Source organism: Pectobacterium brasiliense, assembly GCF_013449685.1.
GTDB lineage: Bacteria > Pseudomonadota > Gammaproteobacteria > Enterobacterales > Enterobacteriaceae > Pectobacterium > Pectobacterium brasiliense_A.
Genome location: NZ_JACDSF010000001.1, coordinates 42,871 through 59,275, shown reverse-complemented (window position 1 = coordinate 59,275; position 16,405 = coordinate 42,871). Strand labels below are relative to the sequence as shown.

The window sequence follows — 16,405 nt, the reverse complement described above, 5'->3', positions numbered from 1 at the left end:
TCTCCGTCTCAGATATCTGATAGTTAGACTGCTTAGCATCAAATAAGTTGCTGTTTATACACGTCATACTTCAAGCCTGACAGGCATTCGGACTACTCGCGTCCGGGCAATTTCTTCCAGGTCACTTCATTACGCAGGTAGCGCGGTTGCGCATTTTCAACGCTGACCGCTTTTCCTGCCTGCCAGAGCTGACAGGCCAACGGCAGCATGTCCTGCGCCTGAGGCAGCAGCACGTCACCCTTCGCTAATACCAGTGAGGAATGGCTGACCAGTTCAGGATAGGTTTCCCATCCGGTGCCTACCGTGGCCCATTCACCTGACAGCGCGGCAGTTAACGCCTGCACCTGTTCAGGTTTCAAGACCGCTTCCTCGGACTCGCCCTGCCAGCTACCGTCAGCATCACGCTGATAGCAGCCCCAGTACACTTCACCCATTCGCGCATCAATGGCCGCCAGCACCTGCTTTGCCTGCGTGAGACGGAAAGCGCCCTGTGCCATCGTCGCCAGTGACGAGATGCCAAGCAGCGGTAAATCAGCTCCCAGCGCCAGCCCTTGGGCAATGCCAATACCAATCCGTACGCCGGTAAAACTTCCCGGCCCCTGACCAAAGGCCAGTGCATCAAGATCCTTGAGCGTCAGGCCGCTATCGGCCAGCACCTGCTGCACCATCGGCAGAATACGTTGTGTGTGTTCACGGGGACAAATTTCGAACAGAGAATGAATTTCACCTTCATTCCAGAGTGCGACGGAACAGGCTTCCGTTGCGGTATCAAGCGCTAGAATTCGCGTAGACATGCCAACCTCAGGCAGGATAAATAAATCTTAATAACCCGTATCATAGCATAAGCCCCTGTCGTGCCGCAGCCCTTCCCACCATCGGTCAAAACCATGCGGCAATCACCAGTTGGGAATTATGTGTTACGCGTCAGGAAAGTAATCGCCTGCCCAATATCGCGAGTTCGCGGCGTCGGCGGCAGGCTGTTAAGGAATACGGCACCATACGGACGCATCACCAGTCGATTATCGCAAATCACAATCACACCGCGATCCTCAACATCACGGATGAGGCGGCCCACGCCTTGCTTCAGGGTAATCACCGCATCGGGAACCTGCACATCGTCGAAAGGCTCACCACCGCGCAGGCGGCAGTCTTCAATACGCGCCTTCAGCAGCGGATCGTCCGGTGAGGTAAACGGCAGTTTATCGATAATGACGCAGGAGAGCGTATCGCCACGCACATCCACCCCTTCCCAGAAGCTGCTGGTCGCCACCAGCAAGGCATTACCTGCCGCTACAAACTGCGACAGCAATTGCGCCTTGCCAGTTTCACCCTGTAACAGCACCGGTAACGTCAACGTGGCGCGGAATTCAGCCGCCAAATCGCGCATCATCTGATGCGAGGTACACAGCATAAAGCAGCGCCCCTGATTCGCCTCAATCAACGGCCGCAGCATTGCCGCCAGCCTTTTCGCCGCACCGGGACGATTGGTTTCCGGCAAATTGCGGGGGACGCAAAGCAGCGCCTGATTGGCATAATCAAACGGGCTGGGTAACAGGAGCGTATTCGCGTTATCCAGCCCCAGCCTATCGGTGAAGTGGAAAAGTTGATCGTTAACAGACAGGGTCGCGGAGGTAAACACCCAGGCCGCAGGCTTCTCTTTTATCAGTTCACGAAAGCGATCGGAGACGGACAGCGGCGTCAGCGCCAACACGAAATGACGTGAATTACATTCATACCAGTAGCTGTAACCCGGTAACTGCACGTCTTTCAGCCGTTTCAGGCGGTTGCGATAGAGCGTGGCGCGCTCAAAGGCGGCATCCAGCAGCGCTGAACGCCCGAGCGACAGTTTCGCGACGTCGTAACACAGCTCCAGCGCATCATCCAGCAGCACCAGCGCACGCTGAAGCGACGGCTGTTCGAGTACATCACGCAGATTACCGCGAAACCCCGGATCGCCGAGCGCCAACCGAAAATCCTGCGTACTCTGCGTCAGGCGATCGGCACTTTTTTGCAGTTGAGAGGCGTCGCGCACTTCGGTGCGGTAAGCAATGATGATGTCTTTCGCCAGATCCAGCAGTTGGCGGCTGGAAAGCTGCTGGCCGAAATATTGGCTGGCGATATCGGGAATCTGGTGGGCTTCATCGAAAATGACGACGTCGCTTTCTGGGATCAGCTCCGCAAAACCACTCTCCTTCACCACCATATCGGCCAGATAGAGATGGTGGTTAACCACCACGATATCGGCATCCATCGCCTTGCGCCGCGCTTTCACCACGAAGCACTCTTTATAGTGCGGGCAGTCGCTGCCCAGACAGTTATCGTTGGTGCTGGTCACTAACGGCCAGATCGCGCTGTCTTCCGCGACGCCTGAACAGGTCGTGACATCGCCTTCCGTCGTTTCCGACGACCAGCCACGCAGCCGAACCAGTTCGCTCAGCGTTTCACCGGGTAAATCACCGCCCCCCAGCGATTGCTGTTCGAGCCGTTCCAGACAAAGGTAATTCGAGCGACCTTTCAGCAGCGCTAATTTGCCTTTGTACTTCAGCGCCTGCGCAATCGTCGGTAAATCGCGGCTATAGAGCTGATCCTGTAGCGCTTTCGAACCGGTTGAAATGATGACTTTTTTATCTGAACGCAGGGCGGGCGCAAGGTAGGCATAGGTTTTACCGGTTCCGGTTCCCGCTTCCACCACCAGCGCTGTTTTATCGGCGATGGCCCGCATGACGGCCTGCGCCATCTGCCGCTGTGGTTCACGCGGTTTGAAGCCAGTGATCGCTTTGGCCAGCACGCCGTCATTAGCAAAATCATCAATTACACGATCGTTCGTCACGCCTGCTCTCTTGTTGAAGGGAATGCTGTCTCTGTAAGCCGCTAACCGTTTCAGGTCGTGGCAAAATATCGCGCTGATTATGCCAAGAGTCACCCGACGCTACCACCTTAAATCAGGAAAGCGTGCCGCAACCTGCTGTGTTAGGCTTGGCGGCTGGTATTGATTGATGTCACTATTTTAACTATCCCCACAATTTTTAGTTATCACCACAATGGAGAAACCCCACCTCATGGCGATCACACGAATTAATCCTGAAGCCCGCTGGTCAGACGCCGTCATCCACAACAACACGCTCTATTACACCAGCGTGCCGGAAAATCTGGATGATGACGCACAGGCGCAAACGGAAAACGCGCTGGCCGCGTTAGATGCGATTCTGCAACAGGCGGGAACGGATAAGAGCAAACTGTTGGACGTGACGATTTTTCTCGTTGATGCGGATGATTTTGCTGCGATGAACGCCGCGTGGGATGCCTGGGTCGTGGCGGGCAGCGCACCTGTACGCTGCACCGTGCAGGCTAAATTGATGCACCCGAAATTCAAAGTCGAAATCAAAGCGATTGCGGCAATATAAGCTATCACCACTTTTATACCCTAAATAATTCGAGTTTCAGGAAGGCGGCAAGCGAGGGAATCCCGANNAACGCACATGCAACTTGAAGTATGACGGGTATAGAGGAAGAAAGGTGGTTACTGCTCTTCCTCTTCTTCCCCATCGTCAAAATCGTGCTCTTCGTCGCTGTCATTACTGTCATTAAATGCGTCATCCTCTTCGTCAAACATCATCGCGACGGTGTCACCTTGATGATTCTGGCGGATCTCCGCAGCAACCAGTGCTATCGCCTGGCCGCTGCTCATCCCCTCAGACATGAGTTCCTGAATACGCTCTACAGCATCTTGCTGCTGCTTGTGCGTCAGTGCGGGCATACCTGCAATCATGATAACTTCCTGGTTGGTAAATTTGGACGTATCATCGCATGCCCGCGTCGGCATACACCAGTATTTCTGCTTTGTGGTACGCTATGGGCAGGAAAATCGACGCGCTATCAACATAGCCATACTGTAGACACAACACGAAAAACATGATTGCCGCCAATACGACTCACGTAACCGACACCAGCGATTCGACCGCTGCGACAGGTTCCGCCGCTATTTATCACGCGCTGCCTTACTATCCGACCGTGCTGCTCGATCGCTTTGCGCCCTTTTCCCAACAGCCGTGGGCGATGTTGCTGCATTCTGGGTTTGCCGATCATCCGCATAATCGCTTCGATATTATGGTCGCTGATCCGCGAGTCACACTTTGCACACGCGGAGGCAAAACGGAAATCATGCGTGACGGTGTCACGAACATCGTAAACGGCGATCCCTTTGATCTACTGCAAGCGCAGCTTGATTCACTCGCGTTGTCCACGGACACACATCCTGATTTCCCTTTTCAGGGGGGCGCACTTGGCCTGTTCGGATACGATTTGGGACGTCAGATTGAAACGTTGCCCGCACAGGCCGAGCAAGATATCGATTTGCCGGATATGGCGGTGGGTCTCTACGACTGGGCGCTGGTTGCCGATCATCATCGGCAGACGTTAACGCTGATCGTACATCATTCCCTTCAGGCGAGGCTCGACGGGCTAGCGACTCCGCCCGTTGATACCCCGAAAGCCGATTTCAGCCTCACCAGCAATTGGCAACCGAACATGTCACGCAACGCATATGGCGAAAAATTCCGCAAAATACAGGACTACCTTCTGGCGGGCGATTGCTATCAGGTCAATCTGGCACAGCGCTTTTCTGCGGCTTACGCTGGTGATGAATGGCAGGCATTTTTACGATTGTCAGCAGGCAATAAGGCGCCCTTTTCCGCCTTCATGCGTCTGCCAGAAAATACCGTCATCAGTGTATCGCCGGAACGTTTTCTCTGGCTGGAAAATCACCGCATTCAAACGCGCCCGATTAAAGGCACTCTGCCACGCCTCGCAAACCCAGAGGCTGATAAACAACAGGCGGTGCGGCTCGCTAATTCGGAGAAAGATCGCTCAGAAAATCTGATGATTGTCGATCTTCTGCGTAACGACATCGGTCGCGTCGCGGTCCCGGGCAGCGTCCGCGTGCCGGAGTTGTTCGTCGTCGAACCTTTCCCCGCCGTGCACCATCTGGTCAGCACGATTGAAGCACAGCTCCCGGAAGATTGCCCTGCAACCACGCTGCTACGCGCCTGTTTCCCCGGCGGTTCGATTACTGGCGCACCCAAAATCCGCGCGATGCAGATTATTGAAGAACTGGAACCTCAGCGCCGCAATGCCTACTGCGGCAGCATCGGTTACATCAGTCTGTGCGGCACTATGGATACTAATATCACCATCAGGACGTTACTCACCGAACGCGGCAGAATTTACTGCTGGGCGGGCGGCGGCATCGTCGCCGACAGTCAGGAACAGGCTGAATATCAGGAAACATTTGATAAAGTGGGTCGCATCCTTCCCCTGCTGGATGGATCCCAGACAATTCAGGTACCGAATAAATGAGTGAGATCGCCTTACCGCCAACGGCTTTTGTACTGAACGACTTTATTACGCGCTTTCAGTTACAGCTTCCGCCATCGCTGCGGCCTGTGCACCAGCAGCGTCAGGCTGCGGTTCTGGTGCCAATTATTTGTCACCCTACACCCACGCTGTTATTGACCCGACGTTCTGCCGAACTGCGTAAGCATGCAGGACAAGTGGCGTTCCCTGGCGGAGCGGCGGATAAAGAAGATCGTTCCATCATCGAAACGGCGCTGCGTGAAGCGCAGGAAGAAGTGGCTATCCCACCGGAAAACGTCCAGGTGCTGGGCGTATTACCGCCGCTGGACAGCGTCAGTGGATTTCAGGTCACACCGGTTGTCGGGCTGATCGCCCCACAGACGCGCTTTTATCCCAATGAAGACGAAGTCGCTGAACTGTTTGAAATGCCGCTGGATGAGGCCTTCGCGTTGACACGCTATTACCCACTGGATATTGAGCGCAAGCAGCAGCGTCATCGGGTTTATCTTTCCTGGTATCAGCAGCAGTTTGTCTGGGGGCTAACCGCCGCCATCATCCACCAGCTCGCCTTACAGATTTCTGACAGGCCCTAAGCTCAATGCCGCGTTCAGCGGCTTTTGGCTCACCACTTCTTTTCCCTCGCCAAATATCCTTATTTAAAAAGCGGCCTTTGCGATCAAAAAGCAATCAATTGTATAAATTACAATTACTTAATTCACATTTAGGATAAGTTAAATTATGTGATGACATAAGTTTATTTCATGCGAAAAAGAAAGCCACACAACATATTCCACACTACAATAGCGCGATTTGACGAGTTTTATTCTAATCTTTGGGTATATATCCACTAAAATTCAGGTCATGTCTCGCTGGAACCGAAATCATCAGATAATTTGCAGCATAACTATCTGATTATGATGAAGGAACCGGATGTAGGCGACCGGATAACAAAGAGTGGGTACGACCCTGAGTCTTTGAGGAGTTTCGCGTGATAAGCGTTTTCGACATGTTTAAGATCGGTATTGGCCCCTCTAGCTCTCATACGGTTGGACCGATGAAAGCCGGTAAGCAATTTGTCGATGAATTGATCACCCAGGATCGACTGACCGCCACCACGCGCATTGCCGTCGATGTGTATGGCTCGCTGTCTCTGACGGGTAAAGGCCACCATACGGATATCGCTATCATTATGGGACTGGCGGGCAACATGCCGGATACCGTTGATATTGATGCCATTCCCGGTTTCATCCGCGATGTTGAGCAACGCGAACGCCTGCTGCTGGCTAACGGGCAACACGAGGTAGATTTCCCACGCGAAGGTGGCATGGTTTTCCGCAGTGAAAATCTGCCGCTGCACGAAAACGGCATGACCATCACCGCCTTTGCCGGCAATAAAGAAATTTATAGCAAAACCTATTACTCCATCGGCGGCGGCTTCATTGTCGATGCAGAGAATTTTGGCAAAGACAGCGCCACGGATGTATCCGTTCCCTATACGTTCAATTCCGCCAAAGAGATGCTGGATCACTGCAAACAAAGTGGCCTGTCGCTTTCTGGGATGGTGATGCGTAACGAGCTGGCGCTGCACAGCCGTCAGGACATTGACGCCTACTTTGCCGATATCTGGCAGACGATGCGTGCCTGTATCGATCGCGGCATGAACACCGAAGGTGTTTTACCCGGACCGTTGCGCGTGCCACGTCGTGCCTCTGCGCTACGCCGTATGCTGGTGTCTTCCGATAAGCTGTCCAACGATCCGATGAACGTGGTGGACTGGGTCAATATGTTCGCGCTGGCGGTGAATGAAGAAAACGCCGCAGGTGGCCGTGTGGTTACCGCGCCAACGAACGGCGCGTGCGGCATCGTCCCTGCTGTCCTCGCTTATTACGACCACTTCATCGAGCCGGTTAGCCCGACCATTTATATTCGTTATTTCCTCGCAGCAGGCGCGGTAGGCATTCTGTACAAAATGAACGCCTCCATCTCCGGTGCTGAGGTAGGCTGTCAGGGCGAAGTGGGCGTCGCCTGCTCCATGGCCGCCGCTGGACTGGCAGAGCTGATGGGTGCGAGCCCGGAACAGGTTTGCGTCGCCGCCGAGATCGGCATGGAACACAATCTGGGTTTAACCTGCGATCCGGTCGCTGGCCAAGTACAGGTTCCGTGCATCGAACGTAACGCGATTGCTTCCGTTAAGGCGATTAACGCCGCCCGCATGGCAACCCGCCGCACCAGCGAAGCACGCGTCTCGCTGGATAAGGTGATTGAAACCATGTACGAAACAGGTAAAGACATGAACGCTAAATACCGTGAAACCTCACGGGGCGGACTGGCGATTAAAGTACAGTGTGATTAAAGTACAGTGTGATTAAAAAGCCGTGTGATTAGCCCGCACCCCACTTCTGTTTTTATTTCCACCGATTAAAAAGCCCCGCCAATTGGCGGGGCTTCATTTTGTCATCTACTTACGCAGAACGGTTTACGCATCTTCATCCTCTTCCCGATCGATGATGCGTTCTACACGCACCAGTTCAATACGGTATTCGGACACGTCGATGATGTGGAAGCGCAGGTGGTACAACTCAATGATGGCACCGACTTTCGGGAACTCATCACTATGCGCTAACAGCATTCCTGCCAGTGATGCATACTCTTCCTTCGGATCAACCAGCTCGCTGCTATCCACTACTTGTTGCAAGGCGTGTAGATCCGTTCCGCCTTTCACCAACCAGCCTTCGCCGTCAGGGATGATATCCAGCGTTTCGTCTTCATCCGGGAACTCACCCGCAATCGCTTCCAGCACGTCCAGCGGCGTAACCAACCCTTGCACCACGCCAAATTCGTTGGCGATGATGACCAGGCTACCTTTCGCACGACGCAGAACGGGCAGCAGGTTAATCACATCCAGCGTTTCCGGCACGACGATTGGCGGGTTAGCCGCAGCAAAGCTTTCCACATCAGTCTGCGTTTCCAGCGCCACCAGCAGATCCTTGGCGCGGACGACGCCGATAAGCTCATCCAGCGAGCCACGACAGATTGGGAACAGGCTGTGAGGCGTATCCAGCAATTGCATACGGATCTGTTCGACAGAACTTGCGCTATCCACCCAGGAAATTTCAGTACGCGGCGTCATCACGCTGCGCAGCGAACGCGAGGCTAATGTCAGCACACCGCTGATCATATTGCGCTCTTCCTCGGCAAACTCCTCTGTAGTGAGTTTCTTCTGCGGTTCATCCGCATCCACATCGTCCGTATTTTTCCGTGAGCCCATCAGGCGCAAAATAGCCTCTGCGGTACGTTCACGCAAAGGACGGTGTGACTGATGCTTCATAAAGTTATGACGGGCAATTTGGTTAAACAGCTCGATCAGGATAGAGAAGCCAATCGCCGCGTACAGATAACCTTTCGGAATGTGGAAGCCAAGACCTTCCGCCATCAGGCTCAAACCAATCATCAGCAAGAAACTGAGACACAGGACAACCACCGTTGGATGCTCATTGACGAATCGGGTCAACGGTTTAGAAGCAATCAGCATGACGCCCATCGCAATGATCACCGCCGTCATCATGATCCCCAGGTTATCCACCATGCCCACCGCAGTAATCACGGCATCCAGCGAGAACACGGCATCCAGCACGACGATCTGTGCCACAACGGCCCAGAAGCTCGCATGGGCGCGATTGCCATTGCCGTCGTGCGTTTTATTTTCTAGCCGTTCATGCAGCTCCATCGTCGCTTTGAACAAGAGGAACACGCCACCGAACAGCAAAATCAGGTCACGGCCCGAGAAGCTGAAATCGCCAAAGCTAAACAGTGGACGCGTCAGGGTGACCATCCAGGAAATCAAAGACAACAGCCCCAGACGCATTAGCAGCGCCAGGCTTAAACCGATAATGCGGGCTTTATCTCGCTGTTTGGGGGGTAACTTATCCGCCAAAATGGCGATAAACACCAAGTTGTCGATACCCAGAACAATTTCCAGTACCACCAGTGTCAATAAGCCTGCCCAGATTGAAGGATCTAGCAAAAATTCCATGTCAGACTCCAGAAAATGAACGAGCAGATGACATCAATGCATGAGCCGCATTGAATGGTAATAAAAAGAGTTGGTGTGAATCAGAGAGATTCTGAATGTGGTCTGAGTGACCAGCTGAGTACAGAAAACCGCCAGCATTAGCGGGAAAACAAAGAACGTTTTGTCGGTGACAGTCCATGGGAAGGGCTGATGCCCGGTGCTCCTAAGCAATTTAAGGGATGTTTACTCTAACAGGTTGTTACCAATTTTCACAAAGAATTTCTTACGGCCGACTTCGCATTGATAATGCGTCTAAATCTTCCCATTCAGCGCCCTTTTAACCCGTGGTTTAACTGGTCAGCATTAGAGCATCATCACACTATTTATTTTTTCGATAAGTAAAATAAATCTGTCAGTCACGATTTCTCGCCTGACAACCTGGAGGAACACAGTGAATGTCATGAATCCACGGTAAAATTTTTTCTTGCAGCCATACTAATACCGCGACGGTTAACGTTCAGCTCGTGAACGCGAACCCGGTTTCCTGACACATTGACTCTTTTTTGATCGTGAACGTGAGGAGGTAGCAAGTGAGTATTGCAATCATGTTATGCACTCACGGCGCCACTGCGGGACCGCTGTTAAAGACAGCAGAAATGATTCTTGGCGAGCAAAGTAATGTCGCCTGGATTGATTTCGTTCCTGGAGAAAACGCCGAAACATTGATAGAAAAATATCAGGAAAAACTCACGCAGTTAGACACATCACAAGGCGTGCTGTTTCTCGTTGATACCTGGGGCGGCAGCCCATTCAACGCGGCCAGCCGCCTCGTCACCAACAAAGAAAACCATGATGTTATCGCCGGCGTGAATATTCCCATGCTAGCAGAAACCTTTATGGCCCGGGATGATAATCCGTCCTTCTCCGATCTGGTTTCTATCGCGCTGGAAACCGGCAGAGATGGTGTAAAAGCCCTGAAACATCAGGAAAAATCCAACGTCGCGCCCCCTTCTCCTCCACCAACACCAAAAGCCAACGCTGTACCCACACCGGCAGGACCCGGCGAACACATGAAGATTGGACTGGCTCGTATCGACGACCGCCTGATTCATGGTCAGGTCGCCACCCGCTGGACGAAAGAAACCAATGTTTCGCGCATTATTGTTGTCAGCGATGAAGTCGCCGCCGATCACGTGCGTAAAACGTTGCTGACTCAGGTTGCGCCACCGGGCGTTACCGCGCACGTGGTGGATGTGGCAAAAGCCGTTCGTGTTTATGACAATCCGAAGTATGCCGCCGACCGCGTGATGCTGCTGTTCACCAATCCGACGGATGTATTAACGCTGATCGAAAATGGCGTAAATATCACCTCGGTCAATATTGGCGGGATGGCATTCAAGCAGGGGAAAACGCAGGTCAATAATGCCGTCTCTATCGATGAGAAGGACATTGCGGCGTTCCGTGAATTAGATAAACGCGGTATTGAATTGGAGGTTCGGAAAGTATCAACCGATTCCCGAATTAAAATGATGGACTTAATTAACAAAATGCCGCGTTGATACCTATCGTGCTACGACGGTTATTAACGCTAATGTCACCATCAATAATAGCTTTATAGACCTGACGATTTTCAAGATATGCATTTATGTCGATATTGAGAAGCTTTATGTCGGCATAGGAAATCAACGGGGATGGCGATTTATTTTTACTCAGACACATTTTATAGGAGAAGTACGATGGAGATTACCACACTTCAAATTGTGCTGATATTTCTCGTCGCGTGTGTTTCGGGGATGGGTTCGATTCTTGATGAATTCCAGTTCCACCGTCCACTCGTCGCCTGTACGCTGATTGGTGCAGTGTTAGGTGATTTAAAAACGGGGATCATTATCGGCGGTACGCTGGAAATGATCGCGTTAGGCTGGATGAACATCGGTGCGGCCGTAGCGCCAGATGCGGCGCTGGCGTCCATTATCTCAACCATTCTGGTCATTGCCGGCGGTCAGGGGATCGGCGCAGGGATTGCTTTAGCCATTCCGCTCGCTGCCGCTGGGCAAGTATTAACCATCATTGTTCGTACCATCACCGTTGCGTTCCAGCATGCGGCAGACAGCGCGGCAGAGCGAGGTAATCTAACGGCTATCAGTTGGATTCACGTTTCTGCCCTACTGCTACAGGCTATGCGTATCGCGATTCCTGCGGTAATCGTTGCTGTTTCCGTTGGTACCGACGCCGTTCACGCGCTGTTGAACTCCATCCCGGAAGTGGTGACCAACGGCCTGAATATCGCCGGGGGCATGATTGTTGTTGTCGGCTACGCGATGGTCATCAACATGATGCGCGCGGGCTACTTGATGCCGTTCTTCTATCTTGGCTTCGTTACCGCCGCGTTCACCCAGTTTAACCTGGTGGCGCTGGGCGTAATTGGTATTGTGATGGCGGTGCTGTATATCCAGCTCAGCCCGAAATATAACAAGATTCAAGGCCAGCCGGTTTCATCAGGCAATAACAACCTTGATAACGAACTGGATTAACAGGAGTGAGAAAAATGGTCGAAAATACGAATGTCAAAAAACTCACTGACAGCGACATCCGCGCGGTCTTTATCCGTTCCAACCTGTTTCAAGGTTCCTGGAACTTTGAACGTATGCAGGCGCTCGGCTTCTGTTTTTCCATGGTGCCGGTGATTCGCCGTCTTTATCCTGAAAATTCGGAAGAGCGTAAACAGGCAATCAAACGCCATTTGGAGTTCTTCAATACGCAGCCTTTTGTTGCCGCGCCGATACTCGGCGTAACCATGGCGATGGAAGAGCAACGTGCGAACGGTGCTCCTATCGATGACGCGGCAATAAACGGTCTGAAAGTCGGGCTGATGGGGCCACTGGCTGGCGTCGGCGACCCGATATTCTGGGGCACTGCACGTCCGGTATTCGCTGCGCTCGGCGCAGGGATTGCCATGAGCGGCAGCCTGTTGGGGCCGATTCTCTTCTTCGTCCTGTTTAACCTGGTTCGCCTGCTGGTGCGTTACTATGGCGTCGCCTACGGCTACCGCAAAGGGATAGATATCGTCAGCGATATGGGCGGTGGTTTCCTGCAAAAAATGACGGAGGCCGCCTCTATTCTCGGCTTGTTCGTCATGGGGGCATTAGTCAATAAATGGACTCACGTCAACATCCCGATGGTGGTGTCGACAGTGACGAATCAGAACGGGGAAACCACAGTGACCACCGTTCAATCCATCCTTGACCAGCTCATGCCGGGACTTGTTCCCCTACTGCTGACGTTCGGCTGTATGTGGCTGTTACGGCGCAAGGTCAACGCGCTGTGGCTTATCATGGGCTTCTTCGCCATTGGTATCTTCGGGTACTGGATCGGCCTGCTCGGCGTGTAATGTTCAGTGGCTGGGTGCCAATACGCCCAGCCATTTTTATTCACGGACACAAATAGTTAACGGGCAAGGATAATACGGATGACGATGACGGATATCACGCTAGTGGTGTTGATTGCATTAGCACTGGTTTATGCCATCTACGATGAGTTCATCATGGATAAACTCAAAGGGAAAACACAGATCCTCGTCCCCTTAAAGCGGATGAATCGACTCGATACGCTGATTTTTATCGGCTTAGTCGGCATTCTTATTTATCAGAATGTGATGAGCAATGGTGCCATTATCACCACCTATCTTTTGATTTCGCTGGCCTTCATGGCGTGCTATCTGGCTTATATTCGCCGTCCCAAACTGGTTTTTAAATCAACCGGGTTCTTTTATGCGAATATATTCATTCCTTATATCAGAATTAAAAATATGAATTTATCTGAGGATGGCGTATTAGTTATCGAACTTGAGAAGCGTCGTTTATTGATACAGGTTGCACAGCTCGACGATTTAGAGAGAATATATAAATTTATGATTGAAAATCAATGAGGTAAGCTTACGTTTAAATTATTTAAAATAACGTTGACTATACACCTCATGTTTAGATGGTATTTTAACCACAATCACTCTGGCGTTATTTTATACGGCCCTTCATTGCCAATGTTCAAATGAAAATAATTATCAATTGCATTATTAACACTTAAAACTTTTAGTGTTGTTTGCACCATAAATAATATGGTAAGGTTGCGCCGTCATTGGGGAGTAGCCGATTTCTGATTAGTCATTATTCATAATCACTCGTCAGAAATGCTCGTATCAACATACTCGTTCTATCTCCATATTATCGGAGCATAAACGTGGTGCGGGCGGCCAAGCGTGATTGGCAGGCGAGACCATAGACACGTGGCATCATCATTCGGGTTGGGGATGATCTGCGTGTATATGGTTAATCGTCCAGCCGAGGCTACTTAAAATGAACATGTCAGCAACACTTATCCTAGCATTGGGTATGTCAATGGATGCCTTCGCCGCGTCAATCGGTAAAGGTGCCGTCCTGCATAATCCCCGTTTCCGCGATGCCATTCGTACTGGCCTCATTTTTGGTGTTATCGAAGCTATCACTCCGCTCATCGGCTGGGCACTCGGTTTTTTTGCCAGCCAATATATTCTCGAATGGGATCACTGGGTTGCCTTTACGCTGTTACTGATTCTGGGTGGCCGCATGATTGTTGAAGGCCTCAAAGGTTCTTCGGACTGCCGCTGCGAAAAAGTCAAAAATCATAGTCTGGCGCTACTGATCTGTACTGCCGTCGCCACCAGCCTGGATGCCATGGCAATCGGCGTCGGTCTGGCCTTCCTTCAGGTCAATATTTTCCATACTGCGATGGTGATAGGCTGCGCCACCATGATTATGGTGACGCTCGGAATGATGATTGGCCGCTATATCGGCCCGATTCTCGGTAAAAAAGCAGAAGTGATGGGCGGGCTGGTTCTGATTGGTATCGGCTGCAATATCCTGTACGAACACCTCGGCTACGCCGCCTGATATACCCGTCATGCTTCAGATCAACGGGCAGACCGACTATCGCGCTGCCCGTTTTTATTCTTCTCGATTACGCAACTACCGCGTCGCTATCAACACGCTGATGCAAGCGGACAATAAAGTCTGTTTCACAACTAAACGCGGTGGCCGCCTGCAGCCGCTCGCTGACGTCTGGCGTTGCCCGCCAGGCAAAGGGCGTCATTTGCAATAATGCGGCAGCCTCACTCCCGGATAGCTGCATCGGATACGCGAGCGTTTGCTGATCCATAAGCTGAAAGCCTGCGAACACTTCATCTTTGCTCGGATGTAATAACACCTCATCGTAGACTTCTGCTTTCAGTTGATAAAGATGCCGTGGCCCCGGAGATACCGTCACCACCCAACCGCCAACCTTAACCGTGCGCTGTAATTCCGCGTCATTACACGGCGCATAGATCTTTACCACAGCATCAAGGGATTGATTCTGGAAAGGTAACCGCTGGCTGGAAGCCACGCAAAATTCAACGTTGTCATACCGCTTTGCCGCACGCTGAATCGCCGCTTTGGAAACATCCAGCCCGTATATCGTCATCGTTCTGCGCGATGTGAGACGGTGGGCCAGCTCGGCAGTGTAATACCCTTCGCCACAGCCGATATCCAGCAGCGCCGCAGCGTCATCCGCCGTAATACGATCTACGTGCTGCGCAACGGCGTCACGTAGCGGTTGGTAGTGACCGGCCTCTAGAAAGCAGCGCCGCGCCTGCATCATTTCAGCACTGTCGCCAGGCTGTTTTGATCGCTTAAACTGTACTGGCAACAGGTTAACGTACCCTTCTTTTGCACAGTCAAAGCTATGTTTACCACACGTCCATTGCCGCGGGTGTCGCTCCAGAGGTAACTGGCATAGCGGACACTGATAACTCATCGGCACATTTTCCTCATTAAAAACGTCTTCATTGCATGACGGGTGTAGATAAAAGTATCACGGGTGCAGATAAAATGCAGACAACAAAAAACCCGCACCATGGCGGGTTTTGCAACAGAGCTGTAAACTTACAGCGCAGTGACGTTTACTGCAGAAGGACCTTTCTGGCCATCCTGAATTTCGAATTCTACGTTCTGGCCTTCAGCCAGAGTTTTGAAGCCGTTGCCTTGAATTGCAGAGAAGTGTACGAATACATCTTTGCTGCCGTCAGCAGGAGTGATGAAACCAAAGCCTTTAGACTCGTTGAACCACTTAACCTGACCTTTAATCTTTGCCATTTCAAATATTTCCTTTAATTGTTTAAACCGCCAAAAAGGCGTTATACAGACAAACCAAAGTCGTTACTGCTTGAGGCACTAAGATAAGGATCGGCAGAGAAGCAGCATGCAACACTAAAGGTTGTACTTAAGTCTTCTTTACTGAAAATGCCATTCATATACAGAACTGTACCTCGTTTTACCCATGAGCGTTATTACACACTATGTAAACGATGGCAAGGGCTTTTTTATCAGTCGTGGACATGCCGCACAAATTCGCGTCATCCTTGATTCATTAATACACGATAATACTCGCTGAGACCTATATTCACAGGCGACTTTTGGTACGACACAATAAGCGTATGTCAGATTCTACTATGAAAAAATACGCGACTACCGCTGCATTTTTGGCGCAGCGGTATCGGCAATCATAACAAAAAGCTATAATTGGCGCCCTGCTATGAAAGGATATTGACTATTAACAAAAAGGCATGCCCGACTACAGTCACGCTTATATCAATCTTTAAAATCGATTGTCATTTCTATGCTATCTATATCTTTTCCATTAATACATTACATAATAGAAATTATTTACAACCTAACATTTCGTCACGTTAGTAATTAACTGCTTTTAACCAGCAGAACTAATAATACCACCAAAAAAGTCAATAAAACGAAACTTGCTAGCTTCCAACGTCGCTCTGATTTTGTGCTCATATCGCTTACAATCCTTTTGTATAAATATAAAATAGAGACATCTCTCACATTCTTTATGGTTTATCGGCAGTCGTCGACATTTTTTTAAGGACGCATCAAATTTCTCTCTTCTTTTGGCGTAAATTTCACCATACGTATAACTATGTATAGTCGCGCGACAGTTCACTGCTGTTACCGTTAG

16 protein-coding genes are annotated in these 16,405 nt (G+C 51.1%); 9 read left to right on the top strand and 7 right to left on the bottom strand.

The genetic code is table 11. The features are described 5' to 3' along the window. Positions 1–92: 92 nt before the first annotated feature. Positions 93–794, bottom strand: coding sequence for a tRNA (adenosine(37)-N6)-threonylcarbamoyltransferase complex dimerization subunit type 1 TsaB (tsaB, locus tag H0248_RS00290; RefSeq protein WP_102117571.1), 702 nt, complete (start codon positions 792–794; stop codon positions 93–95). 116 nt (positions 795–910) lie between these two features. Then, positions 911–2,830, bottom strand: coding sequence for an ATP-dependent DNA helicase (locus tag H0248_RS00285; RefSeq protein WP_180784242.1), 1,920 nt, complete (start codon positions 2,828–2,830; stop codon positions 911–913). Positions 2,831–3,059: 229 nt separating this feature from the next. Here H0248_RS00285 and H0248_RS00280 point away from each other — a divergent pair, with 229 nt between their 5' ends. After that, on the top strand, positions 3,060–3,404 hold the full coding sequence (locus H0248_RS00280) for a RidA family protein (RefSeq protein WP_039275097.1): 345 nt from the start codon (positions 3,060–3,062) through the stop codon (positions 3,402–3,404). Between the two features lie 116 nt (positions 3,405–3,520). Here H0248_RS00280 and H0248_RS00275 read toward each other — a convergent pair whose 3' ends face one another. Then, a complete protein-coding gene (locus tag H0248_RS00275) occupies positions 3,521–3,769 on the bottom strand; it encodes a YoaH family protein (RefSeq protein WP_180784241.1) in 249 nt (82 codons plus the stop codon). Positions 3,770–3,912: 143 nt separating this feature from the next. Between H0248_RS00275 and pabB the strand changes: the two genes are divergently transcribed. The 3 genes from pabB (at position 3,913) to sdaA (ending at position 7,705) form a co-directional block, all read left to right on the top strand. Beyond that, positions 3,913–5,355, top strand: coding sequence for an aminodeoxychorismate synthase component 1 (gene pabB / locus H0248_RS00270; protein ID WP_180784240.1), 1,443 nt, complete (start codon positions 3,913–3,915; stop codon positions 5,353–5,355). After that, positions 5,352–5,945 carry a CoA pyrophosphatase gene (locus tag H0248_RS00265; protein ID WP_180784239.1) on the top strand — a complete coding sequence of 198 codons (594 nt, stop codon included), beginning with the start codon at positions 5,352–5,354 and terminating at the stop codon, positions 5,943–5,945. The genes pabB and H0248_RS00265 overlap by 4 nt, the downstream gene beginning before the upstream one ends. Before the next feature lie 395 nt (positions 5,946–6,340). Then, a complete protein-coding gene (gene sdaA, locus H0248_RS00260) occupies positions 6,341–7,705 on the top strand; it encodes an L-serine ammonia-lyase (RefSeq protein ID WP_039511315.1) in 1,365 nt (454 codons plus the stop codon). 123 nt (positions 7,706–7,828) lie between these two features. On the opposite strand, the gene H0248_RS00255 is transcribed toward sdaA, so the two are convergent. Beyond that, a complete protein-coding gene (locus H0248_RS00255; RefSeq protein WP_180784238.1) occupies positions 7,829–9,385 on the bottom strand; it encodes a TerC family protein in 1,557 nt (518 codons plus the stop codon). Between the two features lie 569 nt (positions 9,386–9,954). Here H0248_RS00255 and manX point away from each other — a divergent pair. The 5 genes from manX (at position 9,955) to mntP (ending at position 14,289) form a co-directional block, all read left to right on the top strand. After that, on the top strand, positions 9,955–10,923 hold the full coding sequence (gene manX, locus H0248_RS00250) for a PTS mannose transporter subunit IIAB (RefSeq protein ID WP_039529327.1): 969 nt from the start codon (positions 9,955–9,957) through the stop codon (positions 10,921–10,923). A gap of 177 nt (positions 10,924–11,100) precedes the next feature. After that, positions 11,101–11,898 (top strand): PTS mannose/fructose/sorbose transporter subunit IIC, encoded by a 798-nt coding sequence (locus H0248_RS00245; RefSeq protein ID WP_180784237.1) that lies wholly within the window; start codon positions 11,101–11,103, stop codon positions 11,896–11,898. 14 nt (positions 11,899–11,912) lie between these two features. Beyond that, entirely contained in the window at positions 11,913–12,755 is an 843-nt protein-coding gene (locus H0248_RS00240) for a PTS mannose transporter subunit IID (RefSeq protein ID WP_014915287.1), read from the top strand. A 78-nt stretch (positions 12,756–12,833) separates the two neighbouring features. Beyond that, positions 12,834–13,292, top strand: a complete 459-nt coding sequence (locus tag H0248_RS00235) for a DUF986 family protein (RefSeq protein WP_180784236.1) — start codon at positions 12,834–12,836, stop codon at positions 13,290–13,292. 424 nt (positions 13,293–13,716) lie between these two features. Then, on the top strand, positions 13,717–14,289 hold the full coding sequence (gene mntP, locus H0248_RS00230; RefSeq protein WP_180784235.1) for a manganese efflux pump MntP: 573 nt from the start codon (positions 13,717–13,719) through the stop codon (positions 14,287–14,289). Positions 14,290–14,356: 67 nt separating this feature from the next. Here the strand turns inward: mntP and rlmA are convergent, their stop codons facing one another. From rlmA to H0248_RS00215, 3 genes are all read right to left on the bottom strand, one after another. After that, entirely contained in the window at positions 14,357–15,190 is an 834-nt protein-coding gene (gene rlmA / locus H0248_RS00225; RefSeq protein WP_180784234.1) for a 23S rRNA (guanine(745)-N(1))-methyltransferase, read from the bottom strand. A gap of 128 nt (positions 15,191–15,318) precedes the next feature. Continuing rightward, the gene (gene cspE, locus H0248_RS00220) at positions 15,319–15,528 is read right to left on the bottom strand and encodes a transcription antiterminator/RNA stability regulator CspE (protein ID WP_005968829.1); all 210 of its coding nucleotides are present in this window, start codon (positions 15,526–15,528) and stop codon (positions 15,319–15,321) included. Positions 15,529–15,569: 41 nt separating this feature from the next. Continuing rightward, entirely contained in the window at positions 15,570–15,686 is a 117-nt protein-coding gene (locus H0248_RS00215; RefSeq protein ID WP_085996916.1) for a DUF2627 domain-containing protein, read from the bottom strand. Between the last annotated feature and the right edge of the window lie 719 nt (positions 15,687–16,405).

Excerpts from the sequence above, each read along its gene's own strand:
- tsaB (WP_102117571.1), bottom strand. The coding sequence starts at position 794 with ATGTCTACGCGAATTCTAGCGCTTGATACCGCAACGGAAGCCTGTTCC.
- H0248_RS00280 (WP_039275097.1), top strand. The coding sequence starts at position 3,060 with ATGGCGATCACACGAATTAATCCTGAAGCCCGCTGGTCAGACGCCGTC.
- H0248_RS00275 (WP_180784241.1), bottom strand. The coding sequence starts at position 3,769 with ATGATTGCAGGTATGCCCGCACTGACGCACAAGCAGCAGCAAGATGCT.
- pabB (WP_180784240.1), top strand. The coding sequence starts at position 3,913 with ATGATTGCCGCCAATACGACTCACGTAACCGACACCAGCGATTCGACC.
- H0248_RS00265 (WP_180784239.1), top strand. The coding sequence starts at position 5,352 with ATGAGTGAGATCGCCTTACCGCCAACGGCTTTTGTACTGAACGACTTT.
- H0248_RS00255 (WP_180784238.1), bottom strand. The coding sequence starts at position 9,385 with ATGGAATTTTTGCTAGATCCTTCAATCTGGGCAGGCTTATTGACACTG.
- H0248_RS00245 (WP_180784237.1), top strand. The coding sequence starts at position 11,101 with ATGGAGATTACCACACTTCAAATTGTGCTGATATTTCTCGTCGCGTGT.
- H0248_RS00240 (WP_014915287.1), top strand. The coding sequence starts at position 11,913 with ATGGTCGAAAATACGAATGTCAAAAAACTCACTGACAGCGACATCCGC.
- H0248_RS00235 (WP_180784236.1), top strand. The coding sequence starts at position 12,834 with ATGACGATGACGGATATCACGCTAGTGGTGTTGATTGCATTAGCACTG.
- mntP (WP_180784235.1), top strand. The coding sequence starts at position 13,717 with ATGAACATGTCAGCAACACTTATCCTAGCATTGGGTATGTCAATGGAT.
- rlmA (WP_180784234.1), bottom strand. The coding sequence starts at position 15,190 with ATGAGTTATCAGTGTCCGCTATGCCAGTTACCTCTGGAGCGACACCCG.
- cspE (WP_005968829.1), bottom strand. The coding sequence starts at position 15,528 with ATGGCAAAGATTAAAGGTCAGGTTAAGTGGTTCAACGAGTCTAAAGGC.
- H0248_RS00215 (WP_085996916.1), bottom strand. The coding sequence starts at position 15,686 with ATGAATGGCATTTTCAGTAAAGAAGACTTAAGTACAACCTTTAGTGTT.